This window comes from Paenibacillus sp. N22P23 (assembly GCF_059383735.1).
In genome coordinates, this window is the sequence record NZ_JBXENT010000001.1 from 489915 (window position 1) to 507991 (window position 18077).

The 18077-nt window shown below is 51.6% G+C and carries 17 protein-coding genes; 14 read left to right on the forward strand and 3 right to left on the reverse strand.

The annotated features are described in order from the left end of the window. Positions 1 to 34: 34 nt before the first annotated feature. The gene (rocF, locus tag AC506A_RS02460; protein ID WP_495459405.1) at positions 35 to 943 is read right to left on the reverse strand and encodes an arginase; all 909 of its coding nucleotides are present in this window, start codon (positions 941 to 943) and stop codon (positions 35 to 37) included. 161 nt (positions 944 to 1104) lie between these two features. Here rocF and rsmD point away from each other — a divergent pair, with 161 nt between their 5' ends. Both rsmD and coaD read left to right on the forward strand, forming a co-directional pair. Beyond that, positions 1105 to 1689 carry a 16S rRNA (guanine(966)-N(2))-methyltransferase RsmD gene (gene rsmD / locus AC506A_RS02465; RefSeq protein WP_495460953.1) on the forward strand — a complete coding sequence of 195 codons (585 nt, stop codon included), beginning with the start codon at positions 1105 to 1107 and terminating at the stop codon, positions 1687 to 1689. 2 nt (positions 1690 to 1691) lie between these two features. Beyond that, the gene (coaD, locus tag AC506A_RS02470; RefSeq protein ID WP_495459406.1) at positions 1692 to 2204 is read left to right on the forward strand and encodes a pantetheine-phosphate adenylyltransferase; all 513 of its coding nucleotides are present in this window, start codon (positions 1692 to 1694) and stop codon (positions 2202 to 2204) included. Here coaD and AC506A_RS02475 read toward each other — a convergent pair. Together AC506A_RS02475 and AC506A_RS02480 are read right to left on the reverse strand one after the other, a co-directional pair. Further along, positions 2201 to 3406 carry a nucleoside recognition domain-containing protein gene (locus tag AC506A_RS02475; protein WP_495459407.1) on the reverse strand — a complete coding sequence of 402 codons (1206 nt, stop codon included), beginning with the start codon at positions 3404 to 3406 and terminating at the stop codon, positions 2201 to 2203. The two genes, coaD and AC506A_RS02475, sit on opposite strands and share 4 nt — an antisense overlap. Before the next feature lie 100 nt (positions 3407 to 3506). After that, on the reverse strand, positions 3507 to 4748 hold the full coding sequence (locus AC506A_RS02480) for a nucleotidyltransferase (protein WP_495459408.1): 1242 nt from the start codon (positions 4746 to 4748) through the stop codon (positions 3507 to 3509). A gap of 115 nt (positions 4749 to 4863) precedes the next feature. Here AC506A_RS02480 and AC506A_RS02485 point away from each other — a divergent pair, with 115 nt between their 5' ends. The 12 genes from AC506A_RS02485 (at position 4864) to ftsY (ending at position 17950) form a co-directional block, all read left to right on the forward strand. Further along, positions 4864 to 5364: a YceD family protein gene (locus AC506A_RS02485; RefSeq protein WP_495459409.1), complete on the forward strand. Its 501-nt coding sequence runs from the start codon at positions 4864 to 4866 to the stop codon at positions 5362 to 5364. A 109-nt stretch (positions 5365 to 5473) separates the two neighbouring features. Continuing rightward, positions 5474 to 5647 (forward strand): 50S ribosomal protein L32, encoded by a 174-nt coding sequence (gene rpmF / locus AC506A_RS02490; RefSeq protein ID WP_090976607.1) that lies wholly within the window; start codon positions 5474 to 5476, stop codon positions 5645 to 5647. A gap of 195 nt (positions 5648 to 5842) precedes the next feature. Continuing rightward, positions 5843 to 6460, forward strand: a complete 618-nt coding sequence (gene fapR, locus AC506A_RS02495) for a transcription factor FapR (RefSeq protein WP_494819003.1) — start codon at positions 5843 to 5845, stop codon at positions 6458 to 6460. Continuing rightward, positions 6444 to 7433, forward strand: coding sequence for a phosphate acyltransferase PlsX (gene plsX / locus AC506A_RS02500; RefSeq protein ID WP_495460954.1), 990 nt, complete (start codon positions 6444 to 6446; stop codon positions 7431 to 7433). Before fapR ends, plsX begins: the two co-directional genes overlap by 17 nt. 8 nt (positions 7434 to 7441) lie before the next feature. After that, positions 7442 to 8428, forward strand: a complete 987-nt coding sequence (locus AC506A_RS02505; RefSeq protein WP_090976604.1) for a beta-ketoacyl-ACP synthase III — start codon at positions 7442 to 7444, stop codon at positions 8426 to 8428. Positions 8429 to 8490: 62 nt separating this feature from the next. Further along, positions 8491 to 9417 (forward strand): ACP S-malonyltransferase, encoded by a 927-nt coding sequence (gene fabD / locus AC506A_RS02510; RefSeq protein ID WP_495459410.1) that lies wholly within the window; start codon positions 8491 to 8493, stop codon positions 9415 to 9417. A 495-nt stretch (positions 9418 to 9912) separates the two neighbouring features. Continuing rightward, entirely contained in the window at positions 9913 to 10665 is a 753-nt protein-coding gene (gene fabG, locus AC506A_RS02515) for a 3-oxoacyl-[acyl-carrier-protein] reductase (RefSeq protein WP_495459411.1), read from the forward strand. A 95-nt stretch (positions 10666 to 10760) separates the two neighbouring features. Next, positions 10761 to 10997 (forward strand): acyl carrier protein, encoded by a 237-nt coding sequence (gene acpP, locus AC506A_RS02520; RefSeq protein ID WP_091218839.1) that lies wholly within the window; start codon positions 10761 to 10763, stop codon positions 10995 to 10997. 137 nt (positions 10998 to 11134) lie between these two features. Beyond that, positions 11135 to 12376, forward strand: a complete 1242-nt coding sequence (gene fabF, locus AC506A_RS02525; protein WP_495459412.1) for a beta-ketoacyl-ACP synthase II — start codon at positions 11135 to 11137, stop codon at positions 12374 to 12376. Further along, on the forward strand, positions 12366 to 13055 hold the full coding sequence (gene rnc, locus AC506A_RS02530; protein WP_495459413.1) for a ribonuclease III: 690 nt from the start codon (positions 12366 to 12368) through the stop codon (positions 13053 to 13055). Before fabF ends, rnc begins: the two co-directional genes overlap by 11 nt. Positions 13056 to 13262: 207 nt before the next feature. Beyond that, positions 13263 to 16841 carry a chromosome segregation protein SMC gene (gene smc / locus AC506A_RS02535; protein ID WP_495459414.1) on the forward strand — a complete coding sequence of 1193 codons (3579 nt, stop codon included), beginning with the start codon at positions 13263 to 13265 and terminating at the stop codon, positions 16839 to 16841. 104 nt (positions 16842 to 16945) lie between these two features. Then, entirely contained in the window at positions 16946 to 17950 is a 1005-nt protein-coding gene (gene ftsY / locus AC506A_RS02540) for a signal recognition particle-docking protein FtsY (RefSeq protein ID WP_495459415.1), read from the forward strand. Positions 17951 to 18077: the final 127 nt, after the last annotated feature.

The following is an 18077-nucleotide window of genomic DNA, read 5'->3' on the forward strand; positions in this document are numbered from 1 at the left end:
GGTTCGCATACCATGCGAATCGTCCTTTTTTCTTCTATAAAATACGTTCGCCCAGCAATGAGCCGATAAGCTCAACGGCTAGCCTGGCTGTGCGTCCATTTGTATCGAGCAGAGGGTTGACTTCAACAATATCTGCAGAAATCACCATTCCGCAATCAAATAACATCTCCATGGCCAAATGCGCCTCTCTGTAATTTAGACCGCCGCGTACAGGAGTCCCTGTGCCCGGAGCTTCGCCCGGATCGACACTGTCGATATCGAAACTCACATGCACGCCTTCGGAGCCGTACGAAGCGATCGCGATCGCTTTCTCCATTACGCGTCCCATCCCGATGCGATCGATATCATGCATGGTGAAGCAGGTTATGCCTGTTTCGTAAATATTCTTTTTCTCACCTTCATCCAGTTCCCTGACACCGACAAGTACGACGCGTTTGGCTTGCAATTTGGGTGATCTCCCACGCAGCTCCGTAAACCTCGTATCGCCAAGTCCGAGGCATGCTGCCAAAGCCATCCCGTGAATATTGCCCGTTAATGATGTTTCCGGTGTGTTCATATCGGCATGTGCATCGATCCAGATGACGCCTAATTGCTGAATATGCTCCGTGATACCGGCGATGGTACCGATCGCGATGCTGTGATCTCCGCCTATAGTGAGTGGGAACGTTTCGTTCTCCATAGCCAAATGAACCGATTGTGCTAAAGCTTCGCTCATCGTGAGTACACGTCCCCAGTTGCGTAACCGTTCCAATGTCCGGCGTTCGATCGCGGATTCACCTGGTTCTTCCCAAGGTAATATGGAGTAACGCTGGTTCAACAGCTGAAGCTTCTCGGGTAACCCCGCTTGCAGGACGGCCTCTGGACCACCGCTTGCACCGGGTCTGCTGGCTCCGTGATGAAAGGGGACGGGAAGGACTGTTACGGGCTGCCGATCTTTGTTCATGGGAATCCCTCCTATGGAATGTGTTGCGCTGCATGGTTATATATAGACGCGAAGGAGCGAAGTCATGACAAACTGGAGGCAATCCTTTAACATGCTGGTTGAATTATGGTACGATACAAGCAGCAGTAAGGATGGATAAGGCGAAAGGGGCAAGAGCGGCTTTGAGAGTAATAGCAGGCACGGCTAAGGGCCGAACCTTAAAGGCGGTACCGGGTAAGAATACGCGTCCGACAACCGATAAAGTAAAAGAAGCGATTTTCAGTATGATCGGCCCTTTCTTCGAAGGCGGATTAGTGCTTGATCTCTTCGCTGGTACCGGAGGTTTAGGTATCGAGTCGTTGAGCAGAGGCATGGAACGTGCCGTTTTTGTCGATTTGGACGGAGGCAGCATTGATATTATTAAACAGAATGTACAGGCTGCCGGGGTGGCGGAACAAGCGGAAATATACCGTACGGAGGCAGTGCGCGCGGTGAAGGCGCTGGCGAAGCGCGGGCTAAAGTTTGAGCTCGTTTTTCTGGACCCGCCTTACCGGATGAAAGAAATGGACAGTTTAATGAGTGAGCTGGCAGAGCGTGAGCTGCTCGGTACGGACGCGACAATAGTCGTCGAGCATGATGCCGACCATATTTATCCGGAGACGATGGATGTTTTCCGGCAGATCAGGCATTCGAAGTATGGCGATACGGCAGTGACTATTTATAGGTACGACAAGGCTTCAGAGCCAGACGTACATATGGAGGCGTAAGCATGACAACTACAACTGGAACGCCGAGAGCGCGTGTTGCCGTATATCCGGGCAGTTTTGATCCGGTCACATGCGGGCATTTGGATATCATTAAGCGCGCGGCTAAGCAGTTTGATCATTTGATCGTGGCGGTGCTGAACAATTCCAGCAAAAATCCGCTGTTTACAGTGGAGGAGCGTAAAGCGCTGTTAACCGAAATCACCAAAGAACTGCCGAATGTGACGATCGACAGCTTCCGTGATCTGCTCGTTAACTTTATGCGCTCGCGCAATGCGGATTGTATTGTGCGCGGAATTCGTTCGGTAACGGATTTTGAATATGAGCTGCAGATGGCATCGACCAATCATCAGCTCGATGGTGAAATTGAAACGATATTTATGATGACGAATCCCAAGTACTCGTACTTGAGCTCTAGCATCGTGAAGGAAATTGCGAAGTTTAAAGGAAATGTGCAAGATCTTGTGCCTGATGAGGTACGGGAAGCATTGATCGCCAAATATGCGGATCAGGCTTAATTCGTCTTCGATTGAGGTGCGGCCAGCATTGAGGTGACAACGAGTGCTAGCAGCATGAAGAGGAATAGAAGGAGCAGGACAGGTGTATAAGGCCACAAGGAATGTAAATCACCCGCATGGATGATTGCAGTCGATGAGGCGCCTGTCTTTTCAGTTTGTTCCAATGCCGGAGCGGCAGTCGGTACGATGCGGCTGAACAGTGTGGACATGGGCTTCCAAGCTGCTAGTGTAAGGATGAACGCGAGTATGCTCTGAATGACCCTTGTAGCGGCAAGTCGCTTCAGCGATAAGCCTGTGCCGGTAATGGCGCTGCCGGCCTGGAGAAGGGCACTTACGCCGCCAAAGCTGAGTACGGCTGCGATAGCTGCCGCATTCCAAGGCAGGCCTCCGGTAAATGTCGATGAAGCTGCCGCGTATGTGCCAATATGGCTTTCAATCAGTCCCGGCAGCAGGAAAGCTGGTGTGCCCTCTGGCAGGAGCGGCTGTGCAAGCTTGACCAGTACGGCGCCGAACATCATGAAACCGCCAACGGCCATAAGCTTGTAGACGGACGCGGTAACGGAATCGCCAAGTACTTTGCCGAAGGTTCGACCATCGCGGTTTCTTGCGGCCAGCATGGCGACAGCGGCTTGTTTCAACAATGTCGACGTTGATGCAGATGCAGATGGCTGAGATTGCTTGCTTGCTCCGCTAAGTTTCTTCTTGGTGAAACGGGCGTGAAGGAAAGCTGTGAATAGTGCGGAGACCCATACGGCTGCAGCAATTGCGGCACCAACTCCTGGGCGTTCCAAGAAGCCTGCACCGACGACGAGCAGCATGAATAGGGGACTTGGCATATGTGTCAACGCGAGCAGTCTTTGTCCTTCCGGAGCGGATACAGTCTCACTGCGGCGAAGAGCGGCCGTCGTTTCCGCTCCGCAGGGGAAACCGCCTGACCATCCCAGTGCAATCGCAATGCCTGCTTCGCCCGGCAGGCGAAACAGTTTGCGCATAAGCGGCTGCAGCAGCGCTCCGAAGCCGTGAATGGCGCCAAAGGCGAGCATCAGCTCAAGTAAGGTAAGGAATGGGAGCAGTCCGGGGAAAACCAGATTCCACCAGACAGTCAGCCCTTGCAATGAGGCTTGGAAGGCTTCGTCTGGCCGCGTAATAATAGAAGCGACGAGCAATATCGACAAGCATGCGAGCATGATGGTTCGCGTCATGGGTTTCACTCCAATGATTCATGTAGGGGCTGGGACAAACACAGCCACTACATTTTTACGCTTGTCTACGTAAGGATAGACCTAAGTCATGCAATCCGTCTTAGATTGTGATCGGTTTCTCGTAATAATCGCGGAAGAGATCGCGGGGGGTTGCATTCGGCCATCCCAGCGCGTACACCGACGTAGCTTGGACATCAAGCTCCAGATACGGATCCGATTGCTGCGACCGGGCGGCGCTGTTTAAGATCGGAAGTTTAGCTGTTTTCCTCATTCGTTTGAGCAGCTCTTGCCCTCGAGGGCTGTAACCGAGTATTCTTATGTATTGTATGCCGCTGCGCAGTTGCTCCGGTGATAAGAGTTCCTTAGCATGTCCTAGAAGCACGGAGAGCAGCGCTCTCTGGAGTTTTGTGCGAGTATATCGTTTTGTTTTCAGCTTCTCGAGCAGCGGTTCAAAGGCGAGCGTATCGAGTGCAGGGAGTATCTTCTTTAGTCGATATTCCAAGCCTTCGGTCATTTCGTGATAGCTGCCAAGCGTGGCTGCCGACTCGCTGGCGAGTTTATGAAACAGATGCGGCGTATATTGCTCCCAACTGTTGCGCCCTCTTCCGATGGCATGATCGCGCAGCAGCAGCTCAAGGGTTGTACGCGGCACGTAAGACGCCGCGCCTTCAGGAGAGGCAGACTCGAGCGTGAGCTTGCGAATCGCTGTGGCGCTCGCGATTTGCGCATCTGTAATGGTCGTCTGCGAGTAGCCGGCCTTCTCGCGCTTAAGAGAGAAGGGCTCGATTGTGCTGCCAAGCCGCTCGAGCGCAAGCAAATAATGCAGCCCCAGCGTGTTGTTCGGCTGGGCAAGCGGGAAGGCAGCCGCTTCAGCATCACCGGCCGCTTCCATATACAAGCGAACAGCTTCGCTGTAGGCTGACGGGTAGCTGGTTCCCGTCCGCAGGCAATCCGTCAAGAGCGCGCTGAAGGCCGCTGGCTCATGTGCGAGCAGCCGGGCAACTCGGCGCAGCGGATCGATCTCGCCGGCCTCGCTGCCGAAGCAGAGCGCGTCTACGACGCCTGTCGCTTCAAGGAGCGCGACAGCGCCGTAGCCGAACCATTCCGCCGCCTGCGTAGAATAGGCGACAGGCAGCTCGATGACGACGTCGCAGCCTCCGCGCAGCGCCATCTCGGTGCGCGTCCATTTATTAAGCAGCGCGGGTTCGCCGCGCTGCAGGAAGTGGCCGCTCATGACGGCGATGACGGCATCGCTTTCCGTTATTTTAAGCGATTGCTGCAAATGATAGTGATGACCGTTATGAAATGGGTTATACTCGACAATGAGCCCGACGGTTCGCATGAATTTAAGCCTCCAAAAGGGGATAGGTTATTTTTTCACTATATCACGGTGTGAAAATGTTGACAAAACGATTCAATAGTCGATATAATAAACTTTGTTTGTTTGGAGTGATGGTATGGAGATTTATGTCCGGGAATTAATCGCCAAAGGATTGAAAGTTCCCACTCAGTCAAGCTTAAACACGGATTGGCTGCTGCAAGTTCGTAAAGACGTATTACATGCAGACCCAATGCAAGTCAACATGACAGCTTGGGGCGAAGATGGTATTGCTCATGTGGAGGGCGAACTGTCCGTTGATGTCGATCTTGCATGCTCGCGGTGTCTGGAGTCGACGAAAGAACATGTTGTCGTTCCATTTCACGAGCGTTTCAAGCCGAAAGCCGCTTTAAACGGAGCTGAGGAAGAAGAAATCATTCCGGTGGAGGAGGACAAGCTTGAGTTTGAGCCATTTCTTGAAGAAATGCTGATGCTCGCTTTGCCTTTCGTACCGCTTTGTGAAGAGGACTGCAAAGGACTTTGCCACACATGCGGCACCAACTTAAATGAGACAAATTGCGGATGCCAAAAGGACGATATCGATCCCAGACTAGCCGCGTTGAAAGATTTGTTTAAGTAGGAATGAAACGGGATTGTTATAGTCCAGTTTCGTTCCAAGGATCAAAAGGGGAGTATTCTATTCCCTTTTTGATCCGGGAATACCGAATTCTGTTAAGGAGGTGGGAAACATGGCAGTACCACAACGTAGAACATCCAAAACACGTCGTGACAAACGTCGTACGCACTTCAAACTCGCGGTGCCGGGTATGATTAAATGCGATCAATGTGGAGAGTTGAAATTGGCTCACCGGGTATGTAAAGTGTGCGGAACTTACAAATCAAGAGAGATCATCAAACAATAGTTTTAGGCTTAGCAATAGTACTTCATCCCGTGATGAGGTGCTATTTTTTTGCCCAGAAGTGCGGTTGAACATTGCGCTCGGCTGCTTTCTTTACTATACTATTAGTACCTGGTTATAATAGCTGATTGTAAACAGTGTGCTCCATCATGGTGTATGATAAACAGCCGAGGTACATACTTAGAACATTAGGCAAAGGTGGTGCGGACCATCGAACGTCTTCCGAAGAGACAAAGGCATCAGCTGCTGACTGGACTTATTGAAGATAATCCGTTCATTACGGATCAGGAGCTGACACGTCAGTTGAAAGTAAGCATCCAAACGGTGCGGCTTGACCGGCTGGAGCTTGGCATACCTGAGCTGCGGGAGAGAATGAAGCTGATGGCGGAGCGTTCGTATGACGCCGTCCGATCACTGCCGCTGCATGAGGTAATCGGGGATATAGTGGATTTGCAGCTGGATAACAGCGGTATTTCTATTTTTGAAATTAAGGAAGAGCATGTATTTTCAAGAACCGGCATCGCTCGCGGTCATCATGTCTTTGCACAAGCGAATTCACTCGCGGTAGCGGTGATTAACGATGAAATTGCTTTAACGGCAACAGCTGACATAAGATTCGTACGATCCGTGAAGCTTGGAGAGAAATGTATCGCCAAAGCTTACGTTCGTTCCGGCGGCCGCAGCAAAGCAAAGGTTGAGGTCTGCTCGTACGTAGGCGACGAATTGGTGTTCCAAGGCCATTTTGTCATCTATCGTTCCGCAGGCGCAGGCGAACCGGGTATCGAAGGAGGAATGGATGGTGCGGATCGCAATTGACGCGATGGGGGGCGACCACGCTCCTTCTCTGATTGTACAGGGAGCGTTGGAAGCAGCACTCGAATGGCCGGCAGTACACTTGATTCTCGTTGGTGATACGGCTCAGATTGAAACGCATCTGGGTTCCAAGCGGCCCTCAAACATTGAGATTTTACACGCGGAGGATGTAATCGGTCCTGATGATGAACCGGTTAAAGCCGTTCGCAGGAAGAAAAATTCTTCGATGGTCATGGCCGGACAGCTGGTGCGTGAAGGCAAAGCGGAAGCGATGCTCTCGGCCGGGAATACCGGTGCACTGATGACGACCGGACTGCTGGTAGTCGGGCGGATGGAAGGCATTGAGCGCCCCGCGCTGGTTACCATGCTGCCGACTATGGATGATAAAGGCGTGCTTGCGCTTGATCTTGGAGCGAACATGGATGCGAAACCGGAACATCTGCTGCAGTATGCCATCATGGGCAGCATCTATCGCAGCAAGATGAATGGCATGGATAAGCCTCGCGTTGGTCTGCTCAACGTAGGGACAGAGGCGATGAAAGGCAATGAGCTTACGAAAGCGGCGTATGAGCTGCTGGAAACGGCACCGATTCATTTTATCGGGAATGTGGAAGCGCGTGATGTACTGCTGCGTAATTGCGATGTGCTGATCTGTGACGGCTTTGCCGGCAACATCATGCTCAAAGCGATGGAAGGAACAGCAGGCACATTGTTCAAAACGATGCGTGACGTGTTCACGAGCTCGCTGCTATCCAAACTCGCGGCGGCAATCGTACAGCCTAAGCTTAGAGCGCTTCGCAACAAAATGGATTACAAAGAACATGGCGGTGCGCCGCTTCTTGGCGTTAATGGTCTTGTCGTTAAATGTCACGGCTCCTCGGATGTGAAGGCGGTTAAGAACGCCGTGCGTCAAGCCAAATTAGCAATCGAGAGCAATTTAATATCATCTATAGCAGCGGAAATCAGCAGGAAGTGAGTGGGACTATGCAGCTACATCCCGTAGGCATTATCGGTACAGGCAAGTATGTGCCGGAACGCATTTTGACAAATAAAGATTTGGAACAAATGGTCGAAACGAACGACGAATGGATTGTGACGCGGACCGGTATGCGTGAACGCCGTATTGCTGCTCCGGATCAAGCGACATCGGACTTGGCGCTGCATGCATCCAAGAAGGCGCTCGAAGCAGCAGGCATTTCGGCCGAAGAGCTCGATTTAATCATCGTAGCAACCATTACACCGGATATGTTCTTCCCTTCGACGGCTTGTCTGCTGCAAGAGAAGCTCGGTGCTAAGAAAGCAGCTGCTTTTGATTTGTCTGCTGCATGCTCGGGCTTCATCTACGGTCTGGCAACGGCTTCAAATATGATTGCGACGGGTATGTACAAGCATGTTCTTGTAGTCGGGGCAGAATGTCTCTCCCGGATTACGGATTATACGGACCGCAATACGTGCATTTTGTTCGGTGATGGTGCAGGTGCTGTTGTCCTTGGGCAAGTCGCAGAAGGCCGCGGCTTCCGTTCGTTCGAGCTTGGTGCAGATGGCGCCGGCGGTGAGCTGCTGAAAGTGTGTGCAGGCGGTTCCCGTACTCCTTCCTCACCGGAGAGCATTGAGAACAAACAGCATTATATTTATATGGCGGGCAATGAGGTCTATAAATTTGCAGTTCGAATCATGGGAAATGCAGCCGAAGAGGCGCTTCGCAAAGCTGGTCTCGACAAAAGCAAGATTGATCTTCTCATTCCGCATCAAGCGAACATCCGTATCATTCAATCCGCACTCAATCGTCTGGATTTGTCGGAAGAGAAGTGCATGATTAATCTAGATAAATACGGCAACGTGTCGGCTGCATCGATTCCGATTGCACTTGCTGAAGCGGTTGAACAGAACCGTGTGAAGGAAGGCGATCACCTCGTGCTGGTTGGCTTCGGAGGCGGCTTGACTTGGGGCGCTTCAGTGCTTGTTTGGTAATTTGGCAACGCCATTATAGATGTATATAAAGATTCGTGGAAAGCACGGAGGTGCAGTGAAGCTTGGGTAAAATCGCATTTGTATTTCCCGGTCAGGGGGCGCAAGCCGTCGGTATGGGAAAAGACGTATATGAAGCGTTTGACGCATCAAAAGCTATAATTGACGCTGCGGACGAAGCGCTCGGCTTTAAACTGAGCGATATTATTTTTAACGGTCCTGAAGAGCAATTGAAACAAACGGCGAACACGCAGCCTGCACTTCTTGCAGTCAGCATTGCGCTGCTGGAAGCGTTGAAAGACCGCGGCTTGAAGCCTGACTTCGTTGCAGGTCACAGCTTAGGCGAATACAGCGCGCTCGTTGCAGCAGGCACATTGTCTTACCAAGATGCAGTGCGTACCGTGCGTGCGCGCGGCGAGTTCATGGAGCAAGCCGTTCCAAGCGGTCAAGGCGCAATGGCAGCCGTATTAGGCGCAGAACGCGAAGCTCTTGCAGCACTCTGTGCAGCAGTTTCTTCCGAAGTAGGCGCAGTGGAGCTCGCAAACGTCAACTGCCCAGGTCAGATCGTTGTCTCAGGTACAGCCGCAGGCGTACAGGGCATAGTCGAACGCGGCAAAGAAGCAGGCGCGAAACGCGTCATTCCGCTGGAAGTAAGCGGACCGTTCCACTCCTCGCTAATGAAACCAGCAGCTGAACGCCTTGAAGGCGTGCTGGCAGCTATTTCACTAAGCGATGCTTCTATACCTGTCATTGCGAACGTAACCGCTCAGCCGGTCACAAACGCAGACGAAATCCGCAAGCTCCTGGCCGAGCAAGTATACTCGCCGGTGCTCTGGGAAGACAGCGTACGCTACTTGATTGATCAAGGTGTAGACACTTTCGTCGAAATTGGATCTGGCTCCGTTCTAGCTGGCTTGATCAAGAAAATCGACAAAACCGTCAACATCATCTCGATCAACAGCCTAGAGTCGCTAAAAGCGGCCGTCCTGTAGTAAGCCGCTGCGGCTTAGCCTGTGGGTTTATGGTTTTGGTTTGGTTTTGGTTTTGTGGTTGGTCTGATTCGCCGATCAGGCGAACAGCACTGTGGCACCGCAGGTGCCATGCACTTGATCTGTTCGGCGAAGATGAAGTCGCCGACACAAAAAGCCAGCCGCAGGCGCAGGCTGACAACGCCTGCACCAAAGGTAAAGCGTGTCCCGCAAGGGACGAAAGCGAGCATAAGCACGAACCCCCACCCACGCGGCTCTTATACAGTCCACGTTACCATGTGTCCCGAAAGGGACAACAGGCAGCTAAACAGGGCCAAAAGTAAAGCGTGTCCCGAATGGGACGAAAGCGAGGATCCGCACGTATGCATCACGCGAGCGGTCCTCTGCAGCACCAACGTTATCCCATTCCGGGTGTCCAGAGGGTCGGAGACCCTTGGGGTCCCCCTATATAGGGGGAATTAGGGGGTCATTAATACAAATGAAAGTAGGTGCCCCACTTTGACCTTTGCAGATTTGTCAGGCAAAATCGCCCTGGTAACAGGCGCATCCCGCGGAATCGGCCGCTCCATTGCAATCGCACTGGCAGAAGCAGGTGCGGATGTGGCGATCAACTATTCCGGCAGTGAAGCCGCAGCGGCAGAAACAGCGCAAACAATCACTGCTCTTGGCCGCCGCACGCTTGTTCTGAAAGCGAATGTAGGCAAGACCGATGAGTTCGACGGCATGGTCAAGCAAGTCGTGGAAACATTCGGCTCCATCGATATTTTGGTGAACAATGCCGGTATTACCCGCGACAACCTCATCATGCGTATGAAGGAAGAAGAGTTCGACCAAGTCATCGAAACGAACCTTAAAGGTGTTTTCAATGGCATCAAAGCCGTAACTCGCCAAATGATGAAGCAGCGTTCCGGCCGCATCATCAATATTTCGTCCGTTGTTGGTGTTCTGGGCAATCCGGGGCAGGCTAACTATGTGGCTGCGAAAGCAGGCGTCATTGGTCTCACGAAAGCATCAGCCCGCGAGCTGGCTTCCCGTGGCATTACAGTTAACTGCGTCGCACCGGGCTTTATTCAAACCGATATGACAGACAAATTGCCGCAAGAAATGCGTGAGAAGCTTGCTGCGGACATTCCGCTTGCAAGGCTTGGCGACCCGCAGGATATTGCTGCTGCGGTTCGTTTCCTTGCGTCTAACGCGGCGGGATACATGACCGGTCAGACGATTCATGTGGATGGCGGCATGTACATGTAACTAAGGCGGAGCGTCCTTAGAGACGCCGCTGGGACATGCTCGGTATGGCAATTTGTCCGCAATTCTCGTATAATACCATGGAGGAGGTGAACCGGATGTCCGATGTATTTGATCGTGTAAAGCGCATCGTTGTCGACCGCCTTGGCGTTGACGAGTCGGAGGTGTCTCTTGAGGCTTCTTTCAAAGAAGATCTTGGAGCTGACTCTCTTGATGTCGTTGAACTCGTCATGGAGCTGGAAGATGAATTCGATATGGAAATCTCTGATGAAGATGCAGAGAAAATTACCAGTGTGGGAGAAGTAGTGAACTACATATCTTCTCTAGCTAAGTAATACAAATGATTAGTCCCGTTGTTACAGGCGGGACTTCTCTCCATATTCGTGTGCCTTGCCATAATAACTGCTGTAAGCGCATTAGCGTTTTTATAGATAGATTAACCAATTGGGTTTCCCATCAGAGGTGAATAGGTATGACACAGAGAGTAGTCGTTACGGGCATGGGGGTTATGACTTCGCTCGGTTCCGATTTGAATACGTTTTGGGGTAATTTAATGGAAGGGAAATCAGGTGTCTCGTTAGTGGAAGCTTTCGACGTATCTGAGTATCCGACTCGAATTGCCGCAGAAATTAAGAACTTTAATCCGGAAGATTATCAAATTGATAAAAAAGAAGCGCGTCGTATGGACCGTTTCGTGCAATTCGCAGTCGTTGCGAGCACACTGGCTGTTAAGGATGCCGCGCTAAACATTGGCGAAGAAGTAGATGCAGAGCGCGTTGGCGTTATGATCGGATCGGGTATCGGCGGTCTGGGCACTTGGGAAGACCAGCATAATATTTTGCTGGAGAAGGGTCCTAAGCGCGTCAGCCCATTCTTCATTCCGATGATGATTGCGAACATGGCTTCCGGTCAAGTGTCGATGGTTACCGGTGCCAAAGGCCCGAACAGCACAGCGGTTACGGCTTGTGCGACTGGAACGCACTCCATTGGCGATTCCTACAAAATGATTCAACGCGGCGATGCCGATGTCATGATTTGCGGCGGCGCAGAAGCGACAATCAGACCGACAGGTATGGCAGGATTCTGCTCCTTGCGTGCAATGTCGACAAGAAACGATGAGCCGACTAAGGCTTCCCGTCCTTTCGATGTGGACCGCGATGGATTCGTTATGGGCGAAGGCTCAGGCGTAATGATTCTGGAATCGCTTGAACATGCACAGAAGCGCGGTGCTCGCATTTATGCGGAAATCGTCGGTTATGGCATGAGCGGTGACGCTTATCATATGACAGAGCCAGATCCGGATGGAGCTGCTCGTTGTATGGTGAAAGCTCTTCGCGACGGCGGTATCGAGCCGTCCCAAATCGATTACATTAACGCACACGGTACATCAACTCCGGTTGGTGACAAGTCCGAGACGACGGCCATTAAGAAAACCTTCGGTGAGCATGCTTACAAGCTGGCAGTAAGCTCCACGAAGTCAATGACCGGGCACTTGCTTGGCGCAGCCGGCGGTGTGGAAGCCGTTATTCTGGGACTATCCCTGAAGAACGGAATGATTCCTCCGACGATTAACCTTGAGAATCAAGATCCGGAATGTGATCTCGATTATGTGCCGAATACTCCGCGTAAAGCCGATCTTAATTATGCATTGTCCAATTCCTTCGGGTTCGGCGGTCATAACGCAACGATCGTGATGAGAAAATATGAAGCATGATAAGTTTGAAGAGCTGCAGCAGCGTCTGCAGCTCCATTTTCGTACCATTCGACTTCTTAGGCAGGCATTCACACATACCTCATATGTGAACGAACATCGTCAAACCGCGATGGAGCACAATGAACGGCTGGAGTTTCTGGGCGATGCGATCTTGCAGCTAACCGTTTCCGAGTTTCTGTACAAGACTTTTCCGGAACGGCCTGAAGGACAGCTAACTCGCATGCGAGCTTCGATTGTTTGCGAGCCTTCGCTTGCACGGTTTGCGGATCTGCTTGATTTAGGCTCACATGTTCTTCTTGGACGCGGTGAGGAGCAGTTAGGTGGACGTCATCGTCCTGCGCTGCTTGCGGATTTGTTCGAAGCTTGTGTAGGTGCGATTTATTTGGATCAGGGCTTGGATGCGGTTCGTACGTTTCTCACAGCGCATATGTTCCCGCACATCGACAGTGACGGCGGCTTGCTGGTGAAGGATTTCAAATCGAACCTGCAGGAGAAAGCACAGCATGCCGGGATGGGTTCGATTGAATATCGCATTGTGGAAGAACGCGGTCCAGCGCATGACCGAGAGTTCATTGTTGAAGTCTATATCGGGGATACCAGTTATGGTTCCGGTACAGGCAGAACGAAGAAGGAAGCCGAGCAGCAGGCAGCCGCAGAAGCATGGCGTAAGCTGGTATAGCATCGATGTGAAACAAAATTCTGGTCGCCACTGGTAACCGGGATTTTTTGCATTTACAGAGCCGGTTAGATGCGACACTTGGAAACGCCTTCCTGTAACAGTCCCTAAAGGCCTGCAAAAGGCGGGAATTCGGGCATATTTCGACGTTTTTCGACCTGACCTTTTGGAACAGTTATGGTACAATAATCGTTGAGGTGAAGGTAAGCGATGTTCCTGAAAAGGATTGAATTAGCAGGGTTTAAGTCGTTTGCCGACAAGACGGAAATGGAATTCGTCCGCGGTATCACGGCGGTCGTTGGCCCCAACGGCAGTGGTAAAAGTAATATCAGCGATAGCATTCGTTGGGTATTAGGGGAACAAAGCGCGAAGAGCCTTCGCGGCGGCAAGATGGAGGATATTATTTTCGCAGGGAGCGATGCGCGCAAAGCGGTCAACTTCGGCGAAGTATCGTTGACGCTGGATAATTCCGATGGCGCTCTTCCGCTTGATTTTAACGAAGTAACGGTCACGCGCCGCGTGCATCGCAGCGGTGACAGCGAATATCTGATTAACAAGCAGTCATGCCGACTGAAAGATATTACTGAATTGTTTATGGATACGGGGATCGGTAAAGAAGCCTATTCCATTATCGGACAAGGCCGTATAGAAGAAATTTTAAGTACGCGCTCCGAGGACCGGCGCGGAATCTTCGAAGAAGCTTCCGGGATCGTCAAATATAAATCACGTAAACGCGAAGCCCAGAAGAAGCTGGAGGAAACGGAATCGAATCTGCTCCGGATCCACGATCTGGTCACCGAACTTGAGGATCAGGTTGAGCCGCTGCGGGTACAATCCGAGAAGGCCAAGCAATTCAAGCTGCTGCGCGAACAGTTGAAGCACACCGAAATTTCAATGTATGTACATAACATTGAAACCGTTCATAATTCATGGAGCGATTCCAATGCGCGCATTTCCAAGCTGCAAGAAGAGCAATTGTCATTGTCTACAGTAGTAAGTAAGCATGATGCGGTGCTGGAGAAGGATCGCTTCAAGCTTCGTGAGCTGGAGGAAGCGCTTGATCGATTGCACGAATCGATGCTGCAATACAGCGAAGAGTATGAGAAATGCGAAGGCTACGGCGAGGTACTCAAAGAACGTAAACGTAACCTGGAGCAAAATCGTACCCAGCTTGAAGCAACGCTTGCTGCGCATAACGAACGGATCGGTGCATTGACCAAAGAAGAAGCTGAGTTCCGCGGCAAAGCAGCATCATTGGAGAATGATTTGAACTCGCTGCGCTTCAAGCTTAGCGAAGAGGAAGCGCAGCTTCTTGGGACATCCGCTTCCGCTTCCGGCGATGCCGAGGAATCGCTCAAAGGCGAGCTGCTGGACGTGCTTAGCACAATGGCGCAGCTGCGTAACGAGATTCGTTATGCGCTCCAGCAAGAAGAAGCGCTCCAGCGCAGAATGGAACGGCTTGGTGACGAGCATTCCAAGTGGCAGGAACAGCATGAGCGCGTAAGTGCGAGACGGACAGAGCTTAAGCACCGATTGGAAGCAACGCTTGCTGAGATCAATAAAGTGCGGAATCGGTACATTACCGAAGCGGAGCATCTCCAGAACGGACAGAAGCTGCTTGAAGAAGCACAGTCTGCTGTACGGAAATGGGAGCAGAAGCTCGAGGCACTTACATCCAGACGCGATACGATGAAGGAAATGCAGGATGATTTGGACGGCTTTATGCAAGGCGTCAAAGAAATTCTGAAAGCTTCACGTCGCTCAAGCGGCGGTGTTGATGGCGTACATGGTGCGGTTGCAGAGCTGATTCGCGTTCCTGAGAAAGTGGAGCTTGCGATTGAAACTGCGCTTGGTGGAGCGCTGCAGCATGTCGTCATGAACGATGAACGTACTGCACGAGCAGCTATTGCATTCCTCAAGCAGCGCCAGCTGGGACGCGCGACGTTCTTGCCGCTCGATGTCATCCGTGGGCGGAATATCGGCGAGCACGACAAGCGCACGATTTCAGGAATGGATGGTTTCGTAGGTGTTGCGGCCGATTTGATCTCATGCGATGCGAAGTATGCGCATATTGTTGAGAACTTGCTCGGCAATGTACTCATCTCTGAAACGTTGGAGCATGCCAATCGGATCGCGGCGAAATGCCAGTACCGGTTCCGTGTCGTAACGCTAGAAGGTGACGTCGTTAACGCCGGCGGTTCCATGACAGGGGGAAGCATCCAGAAGAAAGGTGCCAACCTGCTTGGAAGACAGCGTCAAATCGAACAATTGGACGAAGAGATTCGCTCAACCGATTTGCAGCTCGTTAAACTACGCGACAAAATCAGCGATTTGCGCAAGGAACAATCCATCCGCAATCAGAATGTAGATGATTTGCGGGAGCAAGGCGAGAAGCAGCGGATTGATGAACAGCATATCCGTGCAGAGCTGCAGCAACTGGATAATGAAAAGCGCAACTTGGATGATCAGGCTCAGCTGTTCCAAGCAGACAGTGCCGGTCACAAGTCCGAGCAGCAGCAAATCAGCCAATCAGCGAAGGATGCAGAAGTGCGTCTTGAAGTGCTGACCAAGGAAGAGGCTCGTTTACAGGAAGAGATCCGAATCGCGGAGGATCGCCGGAAAGCCGGTGAATCGGCGAAGGAGCAGCTGCAGGATCATTTGACAGATTTGAAGATCGCGCTTGCCAAGACGGATCAGGAGAAAATGTCATTCGAGGATCAAGCATCACGCGTTCGATCGGAAATTGGACGTGCGAAGCAGGAGCTTGCCGGGCTTCGGGAAATGCTGCAGCGCCAAGAGGAAGAGGCAGAGCAGCATCTTGCGGAGAGTGTGAAGCAGGTCGAACAGCTAAACGCGCTGAAGCTGAAGAAGGACGGCTGCTCGGAGCAAACGGACTTCAAGCGTGCCCAGCGTGCAGAACTTACACGTGACCTGGAACTAGGCGAGAGCGAGACGAAAGAGCAGCGTGTTCAGCTTCGCAGCATTGAGGATCAATTGCGTCAGATTGAGATTGCAGCGAATCGACTCGATGTTGAACTAGATAACTTGCTCCGCAAGTTGAGCGAGGAATATGAGCTCAGTTATGAGCTCGCGAAAGAGCGCTACCCGGTTCCAGAGGATGTTCAGGCTGCACAGAACGAGGTTCGTGATCTCAAGCGTCGCATTTCAAGCTTGGGTGAAGTCAGCCTTGGTGCAATCGATGAGTATGAGCGTGTTAAAGAACGGTATACGTTCTTAAACGATCAGAAGAATGACCTTATCGAAGCCAAAACAACGCTGTATCAAGTTATCCGCGAAATGGATGAAGAGATGAGCAAACGGTTCCGTACCACGTTCGAAGCCATTCGCGGCCATTTCGTAGTCGTCTTCTCGAAGCTGTTTGGCGGTGGGCGTGCGGATCTGATTATGGTCGATCCTGAGCGGGTGCTAGACAGCGGTATCGATATCGTGGCTCAACCTCCGGGTAAGAAACTGCAGAATTTACAGCTTCTCTCCGGCGGCGAGCGGGCTTTAACTGCAATTGCATTGCTGTTCGCAATCCTGCAAGTGAAGCCTGTTCCGTTCTGCGTACTCGATGAGGTTGAAGCGGCGCTTGATGAAGCAAACGTTGCACGTTTTGCTCGATACTTACGCGAGTTCTCGGAATTGACGCAATTTATCGTCGTTACCCACCGGAAAGGCACGATGGAAGAAGCAGATGTCCTATACGGAGTTACAATGGAAGAAGGCGGCGTTTCGAAGCTGGTATCGGTACGACTCGAGGACGAAGAAGAAGCGTTCTCCGCATAAAAAAGAATCAAATGCACGAATACACTCGTACTATGAGAAGCCGGAGCTTGGCGCACCTTGCGTCACAGCCCGGCTTTTGCAAGTAAAGGATGGAGGATTAGAAGATGAGCTTCTTTAAACGCTTGAAAGAAAGTATTGCACAGAAAACCGAAGCGGTAACATCCAAGTTCAAAGAAGGTTTAACGAAAACCAGAACGGCATTCGTCGGCAAAATCGAGGAGCTCATTACGCGTCGCAAAAAAATCGACGAGGCGTTCTACGAGGAGCTTGAGGAAATTCTGATCGGCGCCGATGTAGGCGTTAATACGGTGATGCAGCTTATCGATGATCTTCGTGCTGAAGTGAAGAAGCGCAAAATTGAAAATGCAGCGGATTTGCAGCCTGTTCTATCCGAGAAGCTGGTTGAGCTGCTTAAAGGCAGCGCGAAAGCAGAATTGCGAATGGCAGATCAAGGCATGACGGTCATCCTATTTGTTGGCGTGAATGGTGTAGGTAAAACAACTACAATCGGTAAACTGGCGCACAAGTTCAAGAGTGAGGGTAAGAGCGTGCTGCTTGCAGCAGGAGATACATTCCGTGCCGGTGCGATCGAGCAGCTTGAAGTGTGGGGCAAACGCGTAGGCGTAGACGTCATTAAGCAAGAGTCCGGCGCAGATCCTGCGGCTGTCATGTACGATGCTGTTCACGCGGCTAAGCAGCGCGGCGTTGATGTCCTGTTGTGCGATACGGCGGGCCGACTGCAGAATAAACACAACCTGATGGAAGAGCTAAACAAAATTTTCCGTGTCATTCAGCGTGAAGTGCCAAGCGCGCCTCATGAAGTGCTGCTGGTGCTCGATGCGACAACAGGTCAAAATGCACTTAGTCAAGCGAAGCTGTTCGGCGAGAAGAGCGGTGTTACCGGTCTTGTGCTGACGAAGCTCGACGGAACTGCGAAAGGCGGTATCGTCATTGCCATTCGTAATGAGCTTGATCTGCCTGTGAAGTTAGTCGGTCTTGGCGAGAAGATGGATGATTTGCAGGAGTTTGACTCCGAACAGTTCGTTCATGCGTTGTTTGGCGGTCTTCTGCAAAGCGTGGAAGAAGAGTCGGAAGATGGTGACAAGTAAAATTACTTGACAGTCTATAGGCGGCTGAGCTATGATAAACGTCGTGGAATTGATGTAAAGGTAATTGCCTTGACGCGAAGGAGTGGCTGGCATGAAGACGGTCCATGAAACTGACGCCTCGGCGAAG

Coding starts and splice junctions, on each gene's coding strand:
- AC506A_RS02475 (WP_495459407.1), bottom strand. CDS start 3,406: ATGACGCGAACCATCATGCTCGCATGCTTGTCGATATTGCTCGTCGCT.
- rnc (WP_495459413.1), top strand. CDS start 12,366: ATGAAGCATGATAAGTTTGAAGAGCTGCAGCAGCGTCTGCAGCTCCAT.
- ftsY (WP_495459415.1), top strand. CDS start 16,946: ATGAGCTTCTTTAAACGCTTGAAAGAAAGTATTGCACAGAAAACCGAA.
- fabF (WP_495459412.1), top strand. CDS start 11,135: ATGACACAGAGAGTAGTCGTTACGGGCATGGGGGTTATGACTTCGCTC.
- acpP (WP_091218839.1), top strand. CDS start 10,761: ATGTCCGATGTATTTGATCGTGTAAAGCGCATCGTTGTCGACCGCCTT.
- coaD (WP_495459406.1), top strand. CDS start 1,692: ATGACAACTACAACTGGAACGCCGAGAGCGCGTGTTGCCGTATATCCG.
- rpmF (WP_090976607.1), top strand. CDS start 5,474: ATGGCAGTACCACAACGTAGAACATCCAAAACACGTCGTGACAAACGT.
- smc (WP_495459414.1), top strand. CDS start 13,263: ATGTTCCTGAAAAGGATTGAATTAGCAGGGTTTAAGTCGTTTGCCGAC.
- AC506A_RS02485 (WP_495459409.1), top strand. CDS start 4,864: ATGGAGATTTATGTCCGGGAATTAATCGCCAAAGGATTGAAAGTTCCC.
- AC506A_RS02480 (WP_495459408.1), bottom strand. CDS start 4,748: ATGCGAACCGTCGGGCTCATTGTCGAGTATAACCCATTTCATAACGGT.
- rocF (WP_495459405.1), bottom strand. CDS start 943: ATGAACAAAGATCGGCAGCCCGTAACAGTCCTTCCCGTCCCCTTTCAT.
- AC506A_RS02505 (WP_090976604.1), top strand. CDS start 7,442: ATGCAGCTACATCCCGTAGGCATTATCGGTACAGGCAAGTATGTGCCG.